This is a genomic window from Pseudomonas sp. GW821-FHT07B01 (assembly GCF_059419065.1).
Map to the genome: position 1 here is coordinate 79489 of NZ_JBWKRA010000011.1, position 13768 is coordinate 93256.

Genomic DNA, 13768 nt, shown 5'->3' on the forward strand with positions numbered 1-13768 from the left:
GTGGGAGCTGGCTTGCCTGCGATGAGGCCCTGCAGGTCAGCCCAGATGCCGAACCAAACCCTGATAGCAAGTCGCCAAATGATAAGGCGTAGTCGAAGGCATATCCCGTCGGCTCACCTTACCCTCGGCATCCAGGCATTCATGCCAACCCTTGGCATGCAAAAAGCGCTGTTGCAGCGCCTGCAACTGACGCTGCAGCACCGCTTCGCTGCCTGGCCGCAAGGTCAGTGCCCGTAGGTACTCCGCCTGCGCCCAGATCCGTTGGGTACCGTCGCGCACCGTGCCATCCAGCGCGAGCATGCCGCTGACCGCCCCGCTTAACTTATCCACACCCTTTTGCTCGGCATAGGCAAATGCCCGTGTCAGCGAGCCATGCAGCGCGGTGCCGCGCAGCACAGCTGAAGACTCGAGCAAAAAGAACCATTCGAACTGGTGCCCCGGCTCAAACCAGTTATCCACAGCGCCCACAGGTTTTTCCATCATCACGCCGTGCTTGCGGTCGATGAAGCGTTGCTGCATGGCCGTCGCCAGTGCCAGCAGGGCCGCTTGTACCTGGGCGTCCTCACGCACCGCGAGGGTGGCGAGGAAGCCTTCAGCCAGGTGCATCAACGGGTTTTGCAACGGGCCGGAGTCGAGCGAGGCCCAGTTGCGCTCCAGTACGGCCTCGTACAAGCCGTCACCGGTGGCAAAGCGTTGGGCGACGACTTCCAGGGCAGCGTTGAGCACCGATTCCACCAACGGCTCACGCACCTTGGCCCAGTAATGGGCGCAGGCAAAGATAATGAAGGCGTGGGTGTAGAGGTCTTTGCGCTTGTCCAGCGGCTGGCCGGCGGGGTCGATGCTGTAGAACCAGCCACCGTGTTCGGCATCATGAAAGTGCCGTTGCAGGGAGCGAAACAGCGCCGCCGCACGTTCTTCGGCGAACGCCGCGCCGGGTTCGCCGATCAGGCTGGCGAACAGGTACAACTGCCGGGCGCAGGCCATGGCGCGATAGCGCTGGGGGGGCAGTGGCTGGTGGTCGGCGTCCAGGGCCTCAAAGGGCAGTGCCAGGTCGGCATTCCAGCCCGGGCCTTGCCAGAGAGGCACGATCAGGTCATGGAAGTGCGTGAGCACAGGCGTCAGGGAAGAGGGGGAAGCGATGGGCATTGGCTGGCGTCGTCACGGCAGGGGTGTAGGCGCGCATGGTAGCAGGCTGATCGTTCCCACGCTCTGCGTGGGAATGCATTTTATGACGCTCTGCATCATGCTTTGGGACGCAGAGCGTCCTCGGCTGCGTTCCCACGCGGAGCGTGGGAACGATCTTTTCCTCAGCCCGCCAACAACCACACCCCAGTCGCCGCCGAAGCCGCCCCGGCCACGCGCACCAAGGGTGCCGCAGTTGCCGGCAAAAAGCGCACCACTGCATAACCGGCTGCATGCAACACGGCAGTCGCCCCCACAAACCCAGCGGCATACGCCCAAGGGCTGGTCATATCCGGCAGTTCCAGGCCATGGGCCACGCCGTGAAACAGCGCAAACAACGCCGTGGCGCCCACGGCCACGAACAGTGGCGGCCGCACCGCCAACGCTACCGCCAGGCCCAAGGCCAGCACCGATGCAGCAATCCCGCTTTCCAGCGCCGGCAATTGCAGCCCTTCGAAACCCAACACCCCGCCGATCAGCATGGTGCCGACAAAGGTGCATGGCAGCGCCCAGCGCGCGGCGCCTTTTTGTTGGGCCGCCCAGAGGCCTACCGCAAGCATGGCCAGCAAGTGATCGAGGCCGCCCAGGGGATGGCTGATACCGGCCACCAGGCCATTGTCGCCATGGCCAGGATGGGCGAAGGCCAGGGCAGGCGCGAGCAGCAGCACGGCGGCGGCGAAAAGTCTGTTGAGTCTCATGGACAGGTTCCTTATGGGTTGATCAGGCGGCGGTCAGCAGGCCCTGGCGTTCGATGAAGGCGACGATGTCGTCCAGGCCGACCCCGGTTTTCTGGTTGCTGAACACAAAGGGTTTGCCGTTGCGCATGCGTTGAGTGTCGCTGTTCATCAGGTCCAGCGACGCGCCGACCAGCGGGGCCAGGTCGATTTTGTTGATCACCAGCAGGTCGGATTTGCAAATACCAGGCCCGCCCTTGCGCGGCAGCTTGTCGCCCGCAGACACATCGATCACATAGATGGTCAGGTCCGACAGTTCCGGGCTGAAGGTGGCCGACAGGTTGTCGCCGCCGGACTCCACCAGAATCAGGTCCAGGCCCGGAAAACGGCGGTTGAGTTGGTCCACGGCCTCCAGGTTGATCGAGGCGTCTTCGCGAATCGCGGTGTGCGGGCAGCCACCGGTTTCCACGCCGATGATGCGCTCCGGCGCCAGGGCCTGGTTACGCACCAGGAAGTCGGCGTCTTCGCGGGTATAGATATCGTTGGTCACCACCGCCAGGTTGTAGCGATCGCGCAGCGCCAGGCACAGGGCCAGGGTCAGGGCGGTCTTGCCCGAGCCTACAGGGCCGCCGATACCTACGCGCAGGGGTTGTGTGTTCATGTGCTTCTCCAGAATCAGGAACGGAACAGGCGGCTGTACTGGCGCTCGTGGGCCATGCACGCCAGGGACAGGCCAAAAGCAGCGCTGCCCAAATGGTTAGGGTTAATGCGCTCGGCATCCTGCTGGGCTTGTTGCAGCAGCGGCAGCAGTTCACTGGTTAGACGCTGGGCGGCTTGCTGGCCCAGTGGCAGGGTTTTCATCAGCACGGCCAATTGGTTTTCCAGCCAGCTCCACAGCCAGGCGGCGAGGGCGTCGTCGGCGTTGATGTGCCAGGCGCGCGCGGCCAAGGCCCAGCCAAGGGCCAGGTGCGGTTCGTCGCGTTGAGCGAGAAAGTCACGGGCGCTGTCGTCCAGTTCCGGCAAGCCGCTGAGCAACTGTTGCAGGGAGTAGCCCATCTGGCGGCTTTCCTGATGCAGCTCCCGGGTCTCACGGCTGGCGCGATGCTCGTCGCACCACTGCGCCAGTTGTGCCCAGTCCTGCTCAGCAGCGGCGCGGCAATGGGCGAGCAACAGCGGCGCTTCGAAACGCGCCAGGTTGAGCAGCAACTGGTCACTGATCCAGCGTCGGGCGCTCGCGGCATCCTGCACGCGGCCGTTGTCCACCGCCATTTCCAGGCCCTGGGAATAGCTGTAGCCGCCAATCGGCAATTGCGGACTGGCCAGGCGTAGAAGCGCCCAGGCTGGGTTCATAGACGCACGCCGAACTGATGCAGCTTGGGCGCGTAGTTGAAGTCTTCATCACCATGCCGTGAATGATGATGGCCGCCGCCATAGGCGCCGTGCTCGGGTTGAAACGGCGCCTCGAGGGTCTGCGCATCGGCACCCAGTTGTTCGAGCATGGCCTTGAGCACGTAGTCATCGAGCAGGCGCAGCCAGCCGTCACCGACTTGCAGGGCCACATGGCGGTTGCCCAGGTGATAGGCGGCACGGGTGAGCTCGAAGGCGTTGCGGCAGGTGACGTGCAGCAGTTGTTCAGGGCGGGCGCACACCCGTACGACGCGTCCGTCTTCTGCCTGCAGGAATTCACCATCGTGCAAGGGCGGCTGGCCCCGCTCCAAAAACAGGCCGACGTCTTCACCGTCAGCACTGAAACAGCGCAGGCGACTTTTGCTGCGGGCTTCGAAGTTGAGCAGCAACTCGGCGGCCCAGAGGGCTTGGGGGGCGATTCGGCGGTGTATCACCAGCATCAGAGAGCTTCCAACTGTGAGCGATGAAAGACCTAGAGCAAGGGGCTTGCCAATCACGGAATTGAGTCGGAATTCCCTGTAGTCAGGCAGGCATGCTGCTCAATAGGGCGTAGGACGATTCGGTGTGTGTATCAATTTGGTGCGTGTCGATGTTTATAGCACCGGCGAAGGGCGTTTTGCGTTGACGGTTGTGCTCAGCTTGATGAAATTTCTTTCATCTTTTTCTCTGCAGGTATTTTTTAGGATTTTTCCTACGATTCATCAGGATTTGGAGCTCATGACATTACTTGCGGGTTCTTTAGGCTATGCGCCGTGTTTAATCCACCGCGACGTTCATCATGCTTCGATCAATTTTTTGTGTATGCCTTGTCAGCCTGACCTGCTTTATTTCATCGGCAAAGGCCACTTTCCAACCCCGCGCCACCTTCAGCTCTTCGCTGCAAAGCATCAAGCCGGCCTCTATCGACGATGTCATTGACCGCGCCCATGAGTTGCTGGGTACGCCCTATAAGTGGGGCGGCACGTCGGCAGAGCAGGGCTTCGATTGCAGTAGCTTCCTGGTTTACTTGTTCAAGACCCAAGCCAATATCCAGCTACCCCGCACCACTGCCGCCATGCACCGTTCATCGGCGGCGACCATCAAACGCAGTGCTTTAAAGCCAGGGGATGCAGTGTTTTTCAAAGGCAACGGGCGGGGCCAGGTCAGCCATGTCGGCCTTTATATCGGCCAGGGCAAATTCATCCATTCGCCGCGCACCGGCAAAACCATCCGTATCGATTCATTGAGCAATAGCTACTGGAACAAGCACTACACCACCGCCAAACGGTTCCACACGGCGGGTTGATTGACTTACTCGGTGCTGCCCAGCCCTTGCCAATGTTTGAGGCCAATAAAGATAAAACGCAGTTGCTGGGTGATTTTCGCCTGGGGCGTAAGGTGGGCCGGCAAGGCGTGGGCCGGTGGGTCGATGATATCGGGCAGGGTGGCGAACACACTCTTGACGATCAGGTCGGCCATCACATGCAAACCTTCGGCATCCAAGTGCTGAAGTTTGGGCATCAGTGTCAGGTCGGCGGCCAGGTCGCGAGTGATGTCTTCGCGCAGGGCGGCGATGGCTTGGCGCACGGCCAGGCAGCCGCCGTACTGTTCGCGAGCCAGGAACAGGAACTGAGAGCGGTTAGCCGAAACCACATCGAGAAAGATGCGCACCGAGGCATCAATGATGCCGCCCATCACGAATTCGTTGTGGCGCACCAGGCGGATCGTGGCGCGAAAGGTCTGGCCGACCTCGCTTACCAGTACCAGCCCAAGTTGGTCCATGTCGGCGAAATGGCGATAGAAACCGGTGGGCACGATACCCGCAGTCTTGGCGACTTCGCGCAAACTCAGGCTGCCAAACCCGCGGCCACACTCCATCAGATGGCGGGCTGCGTCCATCAGGGCGAGGCGGGTCTGTTGCTTCTGTTCGGCGCGGGGCAGCATGAGCGGATGAGCTTTGTCGGCAAGTACAGCGACGCACTCTAGCAAAAGCGCTTTGCCGGCGTCGAACTTGGCAGGGGCGGGGCGTGACGCGTTCTATATAAAAGCAAAAGCCCGATCGGCAGATCGGGCTTTTTTCTGGGCCACCACAGGCTTAGCTCTGTGCTTGATGCAGTTCTTGCAGACGGTCGGCACCGCCTTCAGCAACGCCTTCGGTGTAGGCGCGTTTGTTGGCTTGTTCAGCACCGCCTTCGACCAGACCTTTCTCTTGCAGGCGGTTGTAACCATTTTCAGCTACGGCGCCTTTGGCGTAATCACGGTTTTCGTCTTCTTGCGAACCGCTGCGAGCCACGGTTTGGCTGGTTTGCACGGCTTGAGCTTTGTTCTGCGGGGTGGCCTGTTCGGCAGCTGGCAGGGCAAAAGCGCTGGAAGCCAGGACAGATAACAGAACGGTAGCGAGTAATTGGCGTTTCATGTTGGTTGCTCCTAGGGAGGGCGATAAAGTGGGTACAGGGCTAATGTTACCCTTGATAAGTCGATATAAAAGTTCATAAACACAATGGTAATAATCAACAGAATTGATTGTTCTCGCCGGAGGCTCTAGATCGAGCCTCTCAAGCCCGCGGCTTTGCACCGATGTGGGTATTTTCGACACGAACCTGGGTAACAATGGTGCGTCGTCGATGGGGAAAATTGTCTGGTTGATCAGGAAAATCGCTTTTTTCGGCTAAATCCGCCGTTGCGTTAAACCCCCAGGCACTTTGCCAGTCGTAGTCCTATAAGCTGTTTAAAAGGCTGTTGCCCAGCCAGTCGTATTCAGGAGCCCTGTGCAATGACGCGCACTCGTAAAATTCTCGCTTGGAGCTGCGCCAGCTTCGTTCTGTTAATGGCCATCGTGGTACTGGTGTTGGTGTTCTTCGACTGGAACCGCATCAAGCCGCCCCTCAATGCCAAGGTCTCCGAAGAACTGCATCGTCCGTTCGCCATCAACGGCAACCTCGCAGTGGTGTGGCAGCGTGAGCCTGATGAAGGCGGCTGGCGCGCCTGGGTGCCGTGGCCCCATGTGATTGCCGAAGACCTGACCCTGGGTAACCCCGATTGGTCGCAACAACCGCAGATGGTCACGCTCAAGAAGGTTGAGCTGCGCATTTCGCCCCTGGCCTTGCTGGTGCAGCGTGTGGTGATCCCCCGCATCGACCTCACCGAACCCAGTGCCCAGTTGCAGCGCCTGGCGGATGGCCGCGCCAACTGGACGTTCAAGTTCGACCCCAAGGACCCCAACGCCGAACCGTCCAACTGGGTGGTGGATATTGGCGCCATCGGCTTCGACAAAGGCCATGTGACCCTTGACGATCAAAGCCTCAAGACCCAGCTGGATGTGATCATCGACCCGCTGGGCAAGCCGATCCCCTTCGGTGAAATCGTCGGCGACGCCGATGCCAAAAAGGCCCTGGAAAAAGGCTCGGCGCCTCAGGACTACGCGTTCGGCCTCAAGGTCAAAGGCCAATATCATGGTCAGAAGCTCGCGGGCACGGGCAAGATCGGTGGCTTGCTGGCCTTGCAGGACGCGGCCAAGCCGTTCCCGCTGCAAGCCCAGGTCAAGATCGCGGACACCAGCATCGCCCTGGCCGGCACCCTGACCGACCCGCTGAACCTCGGCGCCCTGGACCTGCGCCTGAAGCTTTCAGGCAGCAGTCTGGGCAACCTGTATCCGCTGACCGGCGTGACCCTGCCGGATTCGCCGGCCTATTCCACCGACGGCCACCTGATAGCCAAACTGCATGAGCCCAGCGGCGCCTCCTTCCGCTACGAGAACTTCAACGGCAAGATCGGCAACAGCGACATCCACGGCGACCTGGCCTATGTGGCCAGCCAGCCACGCCCCAAGCTCAGTGGCGCGCTGGTGTCCAACCAACTGCTGATGGATGACCTGGCGCCTTTGATTGGCGCGGACTCCAACGCCAAGCAAAAAGCCCGTGGCGGTGAAAGCAAGCAACCGGCGACCAAAGTGCTGCCGGTTGAGGAGTTCCGCACCGAGCGTTGGCGCGATATGGATGCCGACGTCGAGTTCACCGGCAAGCGCATCGTGCACAGCGCCGATTTGCCCTTTACCGATCTTTATACGCACCTGGTGCTCAACGACGGCCAACTGAGCCTCGAACCCCTGCGTTTTGGCGTGGCCGGTGGCAAGCTCGATGCGCAGATTCGTTTGAACGGCCGCACCACCCCGATGGAAGGCCGCGCCAAACTCACGGCGCGTAACTTCAAGCTCAAGCAGTTGTTTCCGACTTTCGAACCGATGAAAACCAGCTTCGGTGAACTCAACGGCGATGCCGATATTACCGGGCGCGGTAACTCGGTGGCGGCACTGTTGGGCACATCCAACGGTGACCTGAAGATGCTCATCAACGATGGTGCCATCAGCCGAAGCCTGATGGAAATCGCCGGGCTCAACGTGGGCAACTACGTGGTCGGCCGCCTGTTCGGCGACGAGGAAGTGAAAATCAACTGCGCGGCGGCGGACTTCGGCATCAAGACGGGCCTGGCGACCACACGGTTGTTTGTGTTCGATACCGAGAACGCGATCATCTACATCGACGGCACCGCGAATATGGCCACCGAGCAACTGGACCTGACCATCACGCCGGAATCCAAGGGCTTTCGCCTGTTTTCCCTGCGTTCACCGCTGTACGTCAATGGACCTTTCATCAAGCCCAATGCTGGGGTGAAAGCCATTCCGTTGGCGCTACGTGGTGCAGGCATGGTCGCCCTGGGCGTGATCGCCGGGCCGGCCGCCGGCTTGCTCGCCTTGGTTGCCCCAAGCGGTGGCGAGCCCAATGAGTGCGCACCGTTGCTGCAACAGATGAAGGAAGGCAAGGCGCCCAAGACCGTGAAGTAATTGTGGGAGCGGGCTTGCCCGCGATAGCGGGGTATCAGTCAATGATTTATCAACTGATCCAACGCTATCGCGAGCAAGCCCGCTCCCACAGGGGGATGTTGCGGTGTTAGTTATTACAGATCCTGCAGAATATCCGCCATATCGTCCGCGTGTTCTTCTTCCTGAGCCAGGATGTCTTCGAAGATGCGGCGGGTAGTCGGGTCTTTGTCACCGATGTACTGGATGATCTCGCGGTAGCTGTCTACTGCGATCCGCTCGGCCACCAGGTCTTCGTAGACCATTTCCTTCAAGGTGTTACCCGCCACGTATTGCGCATGGGAGTTTTTCGACAGCAGGTCGGGGTTGAACTCCGGCTCGCCGCCCAGTTGCACGATACGCTCGGCCAGTTTGTCAGCGTGCTCGGCTTCCTGGGTCGCATGTTCCAGGAACTCATCGGCAGCCACGCTGGCCTTGAGGCCGTTGGCCATGAAGTAGTGACGCTTGTAGCGCAACACGCAGACCAGTTCAGTGGCCAGCGACTCGTTGAGCAGTCGGATGATTTCCTGACGGTCGGCGTCGTAGCCTTCGGTCACGGCACCGTTTTCGACGTTCTGGCGGGCGCGGCTGCGCAGGGTCGCAACGTCAGTCAGTTGTGCTTGAGTCATTTCAATCTCCTGGGGCTAATCCGGTTGTACGCCACGCTCTGCCGGCGTGATCGCTATTGGTTGTGAGTCCCGGGCCAGGCGAAAAGTTTTATCGGATTTAACAGGATGTGTCCTGAGGGCGTCTGACCGGTGTGGTCCAGCGCTCCGACAGGATCACTCCACCCAGGGTCAGCAAGCCACCCACCAGGTGATACCGCGCCAACTCTTCCTTCAACACCACCGCCGCAATCAGCGCGGTAATCAAAGGCAGCAGGTTGAAAAACAGTGTGGTACGGCTTGGCCCCAGGGTCTTGACCGAGTGCATCCACGCCAGCGGTGCCAGCATCGAAGCCAGCAGGCAGGCATATAGCACCAGCGGAATATTCGCCCAGCCCAAACCGGCCTTGGCCGAGAACAGATACAGCGGCAGCAGCACCATCACCGCGACCAGCACCTGCAAATACAGCAGCACCAACGGCGGCAGGCGCAGCTGCCATTTTTTCAGCAGGGTGCTGTAGACCGCATAAGCCAATGTTGCCACCAGCATCATGCCGTCGCCCAGGTTGACCCCATGTTGCAGCAACGCGCCCAGGCTGCCGGCCGACACCACCACGACCACGCCTGCGAACGACAGCACCGCGCCGGTCAGCGCACCGAAGGTCAGGCGTTGGCCAAGGCTGATGATCGCGGCGGTCAGCGCCATCAACGGCATCAGAGACAGGATGATGCCCATATTGGTGGCGCTGGTCAGCGTTGCGGCGTAATAGGCCAGGCTCTGATACACCGCCATGCCGAGCACGCCGAGGATAAAGATCTTGCCCAGGTTGGGACGGATCTGCGGCCAGTGGGCGACCACCGGTTTGAGCATGAACGGCGTGAACAGCAACGCAGCGAACAGCCAGCGGTAGAAGCCGATTTCAGCCGGGAAGATCGAGCCCACGGCCAATTTGTTGACCACGGTGTTGCCGGCCCAGATAAAGATAGCCAGCAGCGGATACGCGTATTGCATTGAAAAGAAACCCAGTGTGTTGACGAGGCAGGATTATCCTCTGTCTGGATCGAAGCCTATACTGCGATCCAGACAACTGAGCGTTGAATCCAGACAATATGTCCCGACACACCGTACGCCTGCCCGATTTCGCCCGCCTGCCAAGCCCGGTGTACTTTCGGTATTCCGATTTTGCCCCGGACACCGAATGCACCCCCCACCAGCACACATGGGGCTCGCTGGATTACTCGGCCAGCGGTGTGATGCGCATGGAAGTGGCGGGCAATCGCTTCATGTCGCCACCGCAATACGCCGTGTGGGTGCCGCCGCTTACCGAGCACAGCTCCTACAATGCCGAGGCGATTGTCTACCACTCCGTAGGGCTGGCGCCGCAGCTGTGCGAGCAGTTGCCGCAGCAGCCTTGCACCCTGGCGATCAGCGACATTCTCAAGGCGATCCTCAAGGATTTCGCCCTGCGCGATGTCAATGCACCGCGCACCGATGCCGACATCCGCCTGGCCCAGGTGCTGGTGGACCAGCTCAGGCAGGCGCCGGTCCACGACTGCTTCCTGCCCTACGCCCGCCACCCGGGATTGCTTGGGGTCTTGGAGGGCATGCAGGCAGAACCGGGAGACAACCGCCCTCTGGCGCAATGGGCCGAGCAGGTGCATGTGAGCGAGCGCACCCTGGCGCGCCAGTTTGTGCGCGAGCTGGGCATGAGCTTTGGCGAATGGCGCCAGCGCCTGCGCTACCTGGCGGCCATCGAGGCGCTGGACAGCGACCGCAGTGTGCAACACGTGGCGTTTGATCTGGGCTACAGCACCGCCTCGGCGTTTATCGCCATGTTCCAACGCCACGCCGGCTGTACGCCGGAGCAATACCGGCGGGCGAATATTCGTGGCCGGTGAAGTTGTAACAGGTTTTGACTACACTGCGCTGTAGGCCGTGCCCGTCGGCACGGTAACAGGGAGAAAACTCCATGAAGATGCTGCGTATTCCGTTGTTGATGATGGGCCTGCTGATGTGTGCCCAGGGTTTTGCCGCCACTGCCCAGCAGAACAAAATGACCACCTGCAATGCCGAGGCCACCACCAAGACGCTCAAGGGCGATGACCGTAAGGCCTTCATGAAGACCTGCCTGTCGGCACCTGCCGCCAACGACGCCAAGACCCTGACCCCGCAGCAGCAGAAGATGAAAGACTGCAATGCGTCGGCGAAAACCCAAGCCTTGGCCGGTGATGCGCGCAAAACCTTCATGAGCACTTGCCTGAAGAAATAATAGCCCCGGGCCATAGAAGGCTGCGACACTCGCACACAGCCCCTTTGTAGGAGCGAGCAAGTGTGGCGAGGGAGCTTGCTCCCGCTGGAGCGCGAAGCGCTCCCAAACCGAACAGACGAGTATGCCTGGTGCACACCGGCTCAATGGTTTGGGGCTGCTTCGCAGCCCAGCGGGAGCAAGCTCCCTCGCCACAGTAAGCTCGCTCCTACAACATCCTTCAACGCCGTTTGTTTTGAGGCTGTATGCCAACGTTTTCTCAGCGTCATGTGTTGTTGCTGTCCAGCTACATCATCATTTTCGGCGGGTTGCTGCTGGTACTGCCGCTGAAATTGCTGCCCAGCCTGCTGGCCGGCCTGTTGGTCTATGAACTGGTCAACATGCTCACCCCTCAACTGCAACGCCTGATCGAAGGCCGGCGCGCGCGTTGGCTGGCGGTGGCCTTGCTGGGCACCCTGATCGTCAGCGTGTTGGCCTTGATCTTCGCCGGCGCCATCAGCTTCCTGCTCCACGAAGCGGAAAACCCCGGGGCTTCCCTGGACAAATTCATGGGCGTGGTCGACCGCGCGCGCGGGCAATTGCCGCCGTCCATCGATGCTTACCTGCCCGCCAGCGCCGCGGAGTTTCGCGTGGCCATCGGTGATTGGCTAAGCAAGCACCTGAGCGAACTGCAACTGGTTGGCAAAGACGCCGCCCACATGTTCGTCACCTTGCTGATCGGTATGGTGCTGGGTGCGATCATCGCCTTGCAGCGCGTGCCCGACTTGACCAAGCGCAAACCCTTGGCCGCCGCGCTGTTCGACCGCCTGCACCTGTTGGTCCAGGCGTTTCGCAACATCGTCTTCGCCCAGATCAAGATCGCCGCGCTCAACACCGCCTTCACCGCGGTGTTCCTGGCAGTAGTGCTGCCGCTGTGTGGCATTCACCTGCCGTTGACCAAGACGCTGATCGTGCTGACCTTCCTGCTCGGTCTGCTGCCCGTGATCGGCAACCTGATCTCCAACACGCTGATCACCATCGTGGCGCTGTCGCTGTCGATCTGGGTGGCGGTGGCGGCGCTGGGGTATTTGATCGTGATCCACAAGGTCGAGTACTTCCTCAACGCGCGAATCGTCGGCGGGCAGATCAGTGCCAAGTCATGGGAGTTGTTGTTGGCGATGCTGGTGTTTGAGGCAGCGTTCGGCCTGCCGGGGGTGGTGGCGGGGCCGATTTACTATGCCTATCTGAAGAGCGAGCTGAAGCTGGGTGGGATGGTTTAAAGACAGGTTCGGTGCCTGAACTGGCCTCTTCGCGAGCAAGCCCGCTCCCACATTCGGCTGCATTCCAAAGATGGAACGTGGTCAAGTGTGGGAGCGGGCTTGCTCGCGAAGGGCGCGCCACGGTTTCAGCTGAAACTCAGCTGCCGTAACGCTTGCTCGCCTCAATCGCCAAACCACTGCCAATGCTGCCGAAGATATTGCCTTCCACATGCCGCGCATTTGGCAGCATTGCCGAGATGCTGTGGCGCAGCGCCGGGATGCCGCTGGAACCACCGGTAAAGAACACCGTGTCCACCTGGGCCACGCTCACCGAGGCGTCATTGAGCAACTGTGTGACACTGCCGCGCACGCGTTCGAGCAGGTTGTCGATCGACGATTCGAACAGTGCGCGACTCAGGTCGACGCTCAAGCCCGCTTCGATACGGTCCAACGGCACATGGCGGCTGTCTGCCTGGGTCAGATGGATCTTGGTTTCCTCCACCTCCATCGCGAGCCAGTGCCCAGCACGCTGTTCGATCAGCTTGAACAGGCGGTCGATGCCGCCGGTGTCTTCGATGTCGTAGCGCATGCTGCCCAGGGCCAGCTGGGATTTTTGCGAGTACACCGAGTTGATGGTGTGCCAGGTCGCCAGGTTCATGTGGTGGCTGGTGGGCATGTAGGCGCCGCTCTTCATGCGGCTGCCGTAGCCGAACAGCGGCATCATGCCAGCCAGCGAGAGTTGTTTGTCGAAGTCGGTGCCGCCGATGTGCACGCCGCCGGTGGCGAGGATGTCGCTCTGGCGGTTGTCGTTGTGACGACGATCCGGCGACAGGCGCACCAAGGAGAAGTCGGAGGTACCACCGCCGATATCGACGATCAACACCAGCTCTTCTTTCTCGATGGTGGACTCGTAGTCGAACGCCGCTGCAATCGGTTCGTACTGGAACGAGATGTCCTTGAAGCCGATCTTGCGCGCCACATCCACCAGGGTGTTTTCCGCTTCCTGGTCGGCCATCGGGTCGTCATCGACGAAGAATACCGGGCGGCCCAGTACCACTTCTTCGAATTCACGACCGGCGTTGGCTTCGGCGCGACTCTTGAGTTGGCCGATAAACAGTGCCAGCAGGTCGGTGAAGGGCATGGCAGTGCCGAGCACGCTGGTGTCGTGCTTGATCAGCTTGGAACCCAGCAGGCTCTTGAGCGAGCGCATCAGGCGGCCTTCGTAGTTCTCCAGGTATTCGTGCAGCGCCAGGCGACCGTACACCGGGCGGCGTTCCTCGAAGTTGAAGAAGACCACTGACGGCAAGGTGATTTTTCCGTCCTCCAGCGCGATCAGCGTCTCCTCGCCGGGGCGGATCCAGCCGACGGTGGAGTTGGACGTGCCGAAGTCAATGCCGCAGGCACGGGCTGGAGATTCGTTTTTCATGTCTAACAGGTTCCGGTCAAAAAACGGCCGCGCAGTGTATGTCACTCGCGAGCGGATGCGTAGACCGGTGATCCGTAAATCAGTGCGTAATCGCGCTACATAGCTACGTCTTGAACCGGCGGGGGCTTGGTTAGG

General features: G+C 60.7%; 15 protein-coding genes. 5 read left to right on the forward strand and 10 right to left on the reverse strand.

Going from position 1 to position 13768, the window contains the following annotated elements; translation table 11 throughout:
- Positions 1–36: 36 nt before the first annotated feature.
- The 5 genes from AC07S6_RS14295 to ureE form a co-directional block, all read right to left on the reverse strand.
- Positions 37–1146 carry an AGE family epimerase/isomerase gene (locus tag AC07S6_RS14295; RefSeq protein ID WP_495112509.1) on the reverse strand — a complete coding sequence of 370 codons (1110 nt, stop codon included), beginning with the start codon at positions 1144–1146 and terminating at the stop codon, positions 37–39.
- A gap of 161 nt (positions 1147–1307) precedes the next feature.
- Positions 1308–1880: a HupE/UreJ family protein gene (locus AC07S6_RS14300; RefSeq protein WP_495112510.1), complete on the reverse strand. Its 573-nt coding sequence runs from the start codon at positions 1878–1880 to the stop codon at positions 1308–1310.
- A 22-nt stretch (positions 1881–1902) separates the two neighbouring features.
- Positions 1903–2517 carry an urease accessory protein UreG gene (gene ureG / locus AC07S6_RS14305; protein WP_014716693.1) on the reverse strand — a complete coding sequence of 205 codons (615 nt, stop codon included), beginning with the start codon at positions 2515–2517 and terminating at the stop codon, positions 1903–1905.
- Positions 2518–2531: 14 nt separating this feature from the next.
- Positions 2532–3206 carry an urease accessory protein UreF gene (locus AC07S6_RS14310; protein WP_495112511.1) on the reverse strand — a complete coding sequence of 225 codons (675 nt, stop codon included), beginning with the start codon at positions 3204–3206 and terminating at the stop codon, positions 2532–2534.
- Positions 3203–3703 carry an urease accessory protein UreE gene (gene ureE, locus AC07S6_RS14315; RefSeq protein ID WP_054896372.1) on the reverse strand — a complete coding sequence of 167 codons (501 nt, stop codon included), beginning with the start codon at positions 3701–3703 and terminating at the stop codon, positions 3203–3205. Before ureE ends, AC07S6_RS14310 begins: the two co-directional genes overlap by 4 nt.
- 338 nt (positions 3704–4041) lie before the next feature.
- Here ureE and AC07S6_RS14320 point away from each other — a divergent pair, with 338 nt between their 5' ends.
- Positions 4042–4548: a C40 family peptidase gene (locus tag AC07S6_RS14320; RefSeq protein WP_197881820.1), complete on the forward strand. Its 507-nt coding sequence runs from the start codon at positions 4042–4044 to the stop codon at positions 4546–4548.
- Between the two features lie 5 nt (positions 4549–4553).
- Here the strand turns inward: AC07S6_RS14320 and AC07S6_RS14325 are convergent, their stop codons facing one another.
- Together AC07S6_RS14325 and AC07S6_RS14330 are read right to left on the reverse strand one after the other, a co-directional pair.
- The gene (locus AC07S6_RS14325; RefSeq protein ID WP_003188114.1) at positions 4554–5186 is read right to left on the reverse strand and encodes a TetR family transcriptional regulator; all 633 of its coding nucleotides are present in this window, start codon (positions 5184–5186) and stop codon (positions 4554–4556) included.
- A 151-nt stretch (positions 5187–5337) separates the two neighbouring features.
- Positions 5338–5658, reverse strand: a complete 321-nt coding sequence (locus tag AC07S6_RS14330; protein WP_003188116.1) for a hypothetical protein — start codon at positions 5656–5658, stop codon at positions 5338–5340.
- 357 nt (positions 5659–6015) lie between these two features.
- Between AC07S6_RS14330 and AC07S6_RS14335 the strand changes: the two genes are divergently transcribed.
- Positions 6016–8082 (forward strand): AsmA family protein, encoded by a 2067-nt coding sequence (locus tag AC07S6_RS14335; protein WP_495112512.1) that lies wholly within the window; start codon positions 6016–6018, stop codon positions 8080–8082.
- Between the two features lie 113 nt (positions 8083–8195).
- On the opposite strand, the gene AC07S6_RS14340 is transcribed toward AC07S6_RS14335, so the two are convergent.
- Positions 8196–8726 (reverse strand): ferritin-like domain-containing protein, encoded by a 531-nt coding sequence (locus AC07S6_RS14340; RefSeq protein WP_014716698.1) that lies wholly within the window; start codon positions 8724–8726, stop codon positions 8196–8198.
- Between the two features lie 97 nt (positions 8727–8823).
- Positions 8824–9714 (reverse strand): DMT family transporter, encoded by an 891-nt coding sequence (locus tag AC07S6_RS14345; protein ID WP_014716699.1) that lies wholly within the window; start codon positions 9712–9714, stop codon positions 8824–8826.
- Positions 9715–9812: 98 nt separating this feature from the next.
- Here AC07S6_RS14345 and AC07S6_RS14350 point away from each other — a divergent pair, with 98 nt between their 5' ends.
- From AC07S6_RS14350 to AC07S6_RS14360, 3 genes are all read left to right on the forward strand, one after another.
- The gene (locus AC07S6_RS14350; protein WP_003188122.1) at positions 9813–10601 is read left to right on the forward strand and encodes an AraC family transcriptional regulator; all 789 of its coding nucleotides are present in this window, start codon (positions 9813–9815) and stop codon (positions 10599–10601) included.
- Positions 10602–10672: 71 nt separating this feature from the next.
- A complete protein-coding gene (locus AC07S6_RS14355) occupies positions 10673–10972 on the forward strand; it encodes a PsiF family protein (protein WP_003188123.1) in 300 nt (99 codons plus the stop codon).
- Between the two features lie 242 nt (positions 10973–11214).
- Entirely contained in the window at positions 11215–12228 is a 1014-nt protein-coding gene (locus tag AC07S6_RS14360) for an AI-2E family transporter (protein ID WP_003188124.1), read from the forward strand.
- Positions 12229–12364: 136 nt separating this feature from the next.
- On the opposite strand, the gene AC07S6_RS14365 is transcribed toward AC07S6_RS14360, so the two are convergent.
- Positions 12365–13633, reverse strand: coding sequence for an Hsp70 family protein (locus AC07S6_RS14365; protein WP_072434891.1), 1269 nt, complete (start codon positions 13631–13633; stop codon positions 12365–12367).
- Positions 13634–13768: the final 135 nt, after the last annotated feature.